Origin of the sequence: Flavobacterium sp. (assembly GCF_039916025.1) — a bacterium.
In the GTDB taxonomy this organism is placed as follows: domain Bacteria; phylum Bacteroidota; class Bacteroidia; order Flavobacteriales; family Flavobacteriaceae; genus Flavobacterium.
Window position 1 is genome coordinate 1 of sequence record NZ_JBDSMB010000144.1, and the last position, 6,515, is coordinate 6,515.

9 protein-coding genes are annotated in these 6,515 nt (G+C 37.5%); 7 read left to right on the forward strand and 2 right to left on the reverse strand.

The features are described 5' to 3' along the window. The 7 genes from ABIQ27_RS10915 to ABIQ27_RS10945 all read left to right on the forward strand — a co-directional run. On the forward strand, positions 1 to 181 hold a 181-nt coding region (locus ABIQ27_RS10915), incomplete at its 5' end, for a hypothetical protein (RefSeq protein WP_348033931.1). A gap of 151 nt (positions 182 to 332) precedes the next feature. Continuing rightward, complete coding sequence (locus ABIQ27_RS10920; RefSeq protein ID WP_348033932.1) at positions 333 to 1,532, forward strand: hypothetical protein; 1,200 nt, start codon at positions 333 to 335, stop codon at positions 1,530 to 1,532. A 323-nt stretch (positions 1,533 to 1,855) separates the two neighbouring features. Beyond that, positions 1,856 to 2,167 (forward strand): helix-turn-helix domain-containing protein, encoded by a 312-nt coding sequence (locus ABIQ27_RS10925; protein WP_348033933.1) that lies wholly within the window; start codon positions 1,856 to 1,858, stop codon positions 2,165 to 2,167. A gap of 11 nt (positions 2,168 to 2,178) precedes the next feature. Then, complete coding sequence (locus ABIQ27_RS10930) at positions 2,179 to 3,075, forward strand: toprim domain-containing protein (protein WP_348033934.1); 897 nt, start codon at positions 2,179 to 2,181, stop codon at positions 3,073 to 3,075. Positions 3,076 to 3,174: 99 nt separating this feature from the next. Next, positions 3,175 to 3,525, forward strand: a complete 351-nt coding sequence (gene mobC / locus ABIQ27_RS10935; RefSeq protein WP_348033935.1) for a plasmid mobilization relaxosome protein MobC — start codon at positions 3,175 to 3,177, stop codon at positions 3,523 to 3,525. Continuing rightward, complete coding sequence (locus tag ABIQ27_RS10940) at positions 3,515 to 4,429, forward strand: relaxase/mobilization nuclease domain-containing protein (protein WP_348033936.1); 915 nt, start codon at positions 3,515 to 3,517, stop codon at positions 4,427 to 4,429. The genes mobC and ABIQ27_RS10940 overlap by 11 nt, the downstream gene beginning before the upstream one ends. Before the next feature lie 42 nt (positions 4,430 to 4,471). Next, positions 4,472 to 5,050: a hypothetical protein gene (locus ABIQ27_RS10945; protein WP_348033937.1), complete on the forward strand. Its 579-nt coding sequence runs from the start codon at positions 4,472 to 4,474 to the stop codon at positions 5,048 to 5,050. 152 nt (positions 5,051 to 5,202) lie between these two features. Here the strand turns inward: ABIQ27_RS10945 and ABIQ27_RS10950 are convergent, their stop codons facing one another. Both ABIQ27_RS10950 and ABIQ27_RS10955 read right to left on the reverse strand, forming a co-directional pair. Further along, the gene (locus ABIQ27_RS10950; protein ID WP_348033938.1) at positions 5,203 to 5,910 is read right to left on the reverse strand and encodes a hypothetical protein; all 708 of its coding nucleotides are present in this window, start codon (positions 5,908 to 5,910) and stop codon (positions 5,203 to 5,205) included. Continuing rightward, on the reverse strand, positions 5,879 to 6,421 hold the full coding sequence (locus ABIQ27_RS10955; protein ID WP_348033939.1) for a hypothetical protein: 543 nt from the start codon (positions 6,419 to 6,421) through the stop codon (positions 5,879 to 5,881). Before ABIQ27_RS10955 ends, ABIQ27_RS10950 begins: the two co-directional genes overlap by 32 nt. Positions 6,422 to 6,515 lie beyond the last annotated feature (94 nt).

Here is a 6,515-nt window from a genome sequence, read left to right on the forward strand (position 1 = left end):
AAAACTTACGTGGAAGAAAACTAATTATGAGAGAAAATTAGAAATGATCGAAAAAATTGGTCAAACGAGAATTGAGTTTTTATTGAGAAATGAGTCTCCTTTATCAGATCCAGGAACCTATATTCCACAGTTTGAATTAGCCCGCGAAAAAGTAAACATAAAAACAGCAATCTTTAAATGATTTTAAGCCCTGCACTACATAACGTAAAATTAATCCTGCTACTACTTCATTAATTTAATTTGTATTAAATCATAACAATGATAGAGTATCGGAGATACCCAAATCAACCGTTTAATTCAATACATTTATAAAACATTTTTAAACTCATTTTATGCAAAAACTTAGCTTGTTCTTTATAAAAATTCGTGAGCTCACATTTTGGAACCGATTGTTTGCGTGGCGCTCAATAAGAAGCCTGAGCTATGAAGCTTTTGAAGAATTTAGGATGCTTGAAAAACAAAGTAAGGAATCGAGAGAGAACTCAAATTTTTTAGAACGCGAGCTTCAAAACAGTAAGACTAAAAATGAGGGATTGCAGAACCAAATTCAGCAACACGAAAAAATTGAAACAAAAAAAGACGCTGAAGTCAATAGTTTAAATGATAGAATTAGCAAACTAAATTTTGATTTGACAGAATTAAACAAATCAATTTCTAAATATGAAACTTCGGAGGAAGATCGTAAAAGAAATTATGAAAAAAGTATCATACAACTAAACCAACTAAAGGAAACATTAGAAAATGAAATTAAACGAGTGAACGACGATAGAGTTCAAGAACAAAAGGATTCTTTTGAGAAAATGAAAAATCAGTGGTCAGAGCATGAAACAATTGTCGAGCAAGCATTAAAAATGATTTGTCAAAATCATCTTGTGAAATATGTTGACAATGTTCCATTTAGGGGGAGCCCTGATAATACAATAGAAATATGTGATGAGTATATAATTTTTGACGCAAAGTGTCCTTCCAATGAAGACCTTACCCATTTCCCTAAATATATAAAAGCACAAACGGAATCTGTAAAAAAATATGCTAACCAAGAAAAAGTAAAAAAAGATATCTTTTTAGTTGTCCCTACCAATACTATACAAGCTATTACACAATTGTCATTTAACATGGGAGACTATAATGTTTATGTTATAACTAAAGATGCCCTTGAGCCCATTATATTATCTCTAAAAAAAATAGAGGATTACGAATTCATGAATCAACTAAGCCCAGAGGAGCGAGACAATATTTGCCGAGTAATTGGGAAGTTTGCACATATTACGAAACGAAAAATTCAGATTGACCAGTTCTTTGCAACTGAGTTTTTAGAAATACTTGGGAGGTGTAAAAACGATTTACCAGATGAAATATTAAAACAAGTCATTGAATACGAAAAGGCAGAAAGGTTAAATCCACCTAACGAAAAAAAAGCAAAACAAATATTGACAAAAGAACTTCAAGACAAACACACATCTATAAATGTTGAGGCCAGTATAAGAGATGTTAGTATTCCTTCAAATTTCGAAGACATTAAAAATCTATAATAAAACAAATAAATATTATTTTAATGTAATTATCACTTTTCTCCTGCCTACCACTAATTCGGGTAGGCAACTTTTATTTAAATACACTTCCTACATTTGTATATTAGAATTTGTCCTGGTGAAAATGAAACATGTGTTATGATAATGACAATCCCATTACTGACTGTGCATTATTTGTGCTGCCCGGCACCTTCTTCATTTTCTTTCATTACCTGATTATTTTTTGGGGAGACTATGGAACCGACTATGAAACCCATGGTCAATCCGCATGTATTTTAGCCGAAAGACGATTCAATCTTATTGTGAATAGTAAATGAAGAAGTATGCAAGAGACACCGATGTTGTTTCCTATGAGCTCTGTAGAGTTCTGGAAGCAGATTAAGACGATTATGGAAGAAGTTGTAGAACAGAAATTAAATGCTTCTATTAAAAAAGAATTACCTCATTCTCACCTGCCTGAAAAGGCACTCCTGAAAGCCACAGAAGTTTGCCAGATCTTCCAGGTTTCAAAACCCACTTTATACGAGTGGATGAGACAGGATAAACTGAAAAGTTTCAAGATCCGTTCGCGTCGTTATTTCTGCCGCGCCGACATCGAAGCCATGATCAATCACCCCCCCGTAGTTAACCACTAAATCTGTGCAAAATGAATTGTGAGCAAGCCAATCAAATTGATCTGGTGGATTACCTGTATTCAATTGGATTTTCACCAAATAAAATAAGTGGAGAAAACCACTGGTATCTGTCTCCATTGCACCAGGAAAGAACAGCCTCATTTAAAGTAAATAAATCCCAAAATATCTGGTATGATCACGGTATTGGAAAGGGCGGGAAACTGGTAGATTTTCTATGCCTCTATTTGAATTGCCAAATACCAAAGGCTTTGCAAAAATTAGTGGATTCTTCTGTCTCCACTGATTTTTCTATTCACCAGCAAAAAACACTGATTTCTCTAAGTAGTTTAGATGACGGAGCCATTCGGGTTTTATCGATCAAAAATCCAATTGTTAACCAGACCCTGATCAGCTACATAAATCAAAGAAATATTTCCAATGAGGTGGCCAATGAGTTCTGCAAGGAGATTTGTTACAAAACCGGAGAAAATACCTTTTGTGCCATCGGGTTTAAAAACAACTCCGGCGGGTATGAATTAAGGTCGCCAAACTTTAAAGGTGCGGTATCTCCAAAATATGTTACCTGGCTAGATAATAGGGCAACCTCCATTTCTGTCTTTGAGGGCTTCTTTGACTTCCTTTCTTACAGGTCTATGAAAAATATCCGGGAAGCCCAGACAAACATACTTGTCCTCAATTCACTTTCTTTTTTCACCCGCAGTCTTTTATTAATGGAAAAACATGAAAGAATTCACTTGTACCTGGATAATGATAAAGCCGGAAAGGAGTGTTTACAACAGGCCATGCAAAGAACTAATAAAGTAATTGATGAGAGTAGTTTGTATCAAGGCTATAAGGATCTGAATGAGTGGTCGGTTAGCCTTGCAGCTGATCCCCGGCTGGAACAGTCCCGGGGTTTAAGACGCTGATTTTTTTGTTAGCGAGCGGTGTTTTTGTTGCACAAAAACGCTGGCTCGCTTTTTCTCCCGATGGTCGCAAAAGAAAGATTCAAAAAGATATTAAACAATATGAAAGAGGAAAAGCATACCGGGGGAAGGCCGAGGAAAACAATCAAACGGGAGGCTGCCACTGGCGTAAGATTTACGAAGGCTGAATACTTTATTGTAAAACAAAAGGCTAAGAAGGCGGGCTATAGGATTACACACTATATAAGAGTAATGTCTGTAGAAGGGCAGATAATTGCGCGGCTAAGTTCGGTAGAAAAAGAGATGATTCCGCAATTGATTGGGATGTCTAACAATCTCAATCAACTCGCCAAAAAAGCGCACCAGGCCGGGATGCTGACGGCTATGTTTCAATTTGAAAAAAACCGGGATGATCTCGACCGGATATTAAATCGCCTGAAGTATGATCAGTAAGATAATTTCCGGTAAATCTTTCAAACGGCTTTGCGAATATTTATGCAAAGACCAGGGCCGTGCTATGGTAATTGGGTCGGATGGTGTACGAGATTATAATTATGAGTTAATGGCCACAGATTTTGAGCGGCAAAGAGGAATGAACAGAAATGTAAAATCTCCGGTGTTACACATGATTCTGTCATATTATCCAGGCGAGCAGGTTTCCGATGAAACGATGGCAAAAATTGCCACAGAATATCTGGGCTTACATGGTATTAAAAACACACAATATGCAATCATAAAGCACAGTGACCGAAACCATCCTCATACCCACATTATTGTTAACCGAATAGATAATGATGGCAGAACAATAAAGGATGGCTGGATTGGATATAAAGGCAAAAAAATTGCACAACATTTAACCTTGAAATATGGACTCATACAAGCAGAAAAAAAGACCCCTGAATTAACACAACTGGAACGACGAAATGAGTATGAATCCATCCGTTTCAAAATTTACCAAACTATCCATGAAATTCTGCCAAAGTGTAAAGACCCGGATGAACTGAAATTTCGTCTTGAAAAGCAAAATATCCAAATGCTTTTCAAGTACAAAGGTTCAACTACGGAAATCCAGGGAGTGAGTTTTCAGGTTGGGAATTTTAAATACAAAGGAAGTGAGATAGACAGGCAGTTTTCGTTTCGGAATCTTGAAAAAGCAATTGCCGGGAATCTGGCAATGAAAGAACAAAATATTCAGCCTGGGCATTTAAGTAAAAATCAGCTGGAAACTATTGGTACAATGCTGGAAAGATCAAATTCTCAAAAAACCAGTTTATTGGAAGAATTGATGCGTCCGGAACAAACCGATGAATACCTGCCTTTTGAATTAAGAAGAAAGAAAAGGAAACTGAAACGGTGAAACTAAAATTTGTTGTCATTTATTGTATAAACAGGAATTGGTATGAGCGAGTTATTATTGCAAACAATTGTTGAAAAATTAGAGTCCCTGGAGCTGGCATGGAAAGTTTCCGGCGATACTGAAAAGGAAACGGTAGTGCTTTTGAAAAAGGAGATTGAATTTTTACGGAATGACTTAAAAAAACCACCCGCACAAATTTTACCGTCAACTGCTAAACTCGGCGAACTTTCGGTGGGCATTGACAATTTGAACAGGCAGCTTCAAGTTCCATTGCAAAATCGTGTTGAACATACACATGAATTACATAAAGGGGTGCTGATCAGCATATCTCTTTTTCTGCTGTCAGTCGTTCTGGTTTGGGCATTGCTTAATTCTTACCAATACAATAAGCAGTACAAAGCCAATGACTTAAAGTACCGGTATTTAAAAGTTGCCAATAATGCCGGAATTTTAAAACTCTGCAACTTTACAGATAGCCTTTACCAAAAGAACGAAGATTCATTCAAAACCGGGGTTGAACAGGAAGAGCAGCGATTGCTTCAACAGGCTGAGAATTTTCGTATTGCTGGTGAAAAGGAAAGGGAGGCAAAATCTTTAAAAAGCCGGGCTGGGCGGCGGTAGTTAGTTTCATTTTTTTTTAATCAATCAAAAAATGCGAAGATTGTCTAATGCCCAGACTTACAATTTGCGATTCGCGATTCGCAAATTTTTTAAAAATGCCAAAACGCTCCGCTTTCAAAGACAGATGTAACTTGTCTTATGAGCAAGTAGAACTATGATCTTCCTATAAATTCCTGAAGGCGAGTAATAATCATATAAGTAGCAGGAGGATAACCAAAGCCTGCATGACCATCAACCCATTCTTCAAAAGCCGGGTGTGCTGAAATCCTGGTAAATTCTGCCTGCAGGTATGCTTTGAGTTCTGGATCGCATTCGTTCATTTCCTGCCAGATTGATTTTCTGTGTTCAAAAAGGAACATAATATCCTCGAAATCTTGGCTTACCCTCCCATCATTGTTATCTTTCCGGGTAGGGCTTTTGAAAGCTTCCAGCTTTGTTGCTATAAAGTATGGGGCCGAAAAAATACGTATGGTATGCTGATCGTCGAGAGTGAGTTGCATTGAGTGTTGAAATCCATCTGGATACCATCGATTCCCGAATCCTAGCACATCTTTTCCCGTTGCCATAACATCTACAGTTATGCCTTGTACTTTATATCGACAGATAACACCAGATTCTTTATCATTTTGAAAACCAATGGAACGTAATTGCTCTTCTATTAGGGAATACTCATGATAAGCCCAAAGTTCGATCAGTATATCTACATCATCGGTAGGACGTACTAAATCTTCCGCTATACCATTTTCGTATTCCGCGTACAATGAAACTGTAGCTCCGCCAACAAAAACTACGTTGTTTTTCAAGAGGCCAAGCGCATTGTAAACTGCTTTAATCCTGGTGATGTTCTGGTGAGGGTTCATGGAAAATGCTTTTATCGAGTATGTCTTTCGCAAATTTAATTTCTCTTCTGTTTCCTACACGTAACACATCAACCATTGCAAGCAATTTGTAAAGTTCGTTATTCTCTTTTACAGCTTTCACTTGTTTCTTAAACAATGGCTCGATTGCAAAACCTCTTACTGATCCTGCTGGCTCAGGCCAAACATAGAATTGTTCACTTATAATTTTGTCTTTCAGTATAGGATGAGAATGTGCAGTAGGCATGCCGCTTACGACCGGTCCAGGTTGTACCGGGAAAACATATGGCAGACCGAATTCAAGAAATTCGTAAAGGGCATGACGGTTCACCCGACGTTTGTTATAGTCGATCAGACCGGCGACCTGGCTACGATTCAATGATTCAGAAACCTCTGACTGGCTGATGTACAGCGAATTTGCCAGGTCTTTGATGAGCCAGTCTTTTTTCCCATATGTTACGATGGCAAGCAGGATCACTATATCCTGCGGACGCATCCCGTTATGCTTTCTCATTGGACAAAGATAGGATATATATCTCATATCGCAATACGCGATTTGCGATATGATATTTTGGTTTTACCTTTATACCTATGCTTTTGAATATTAT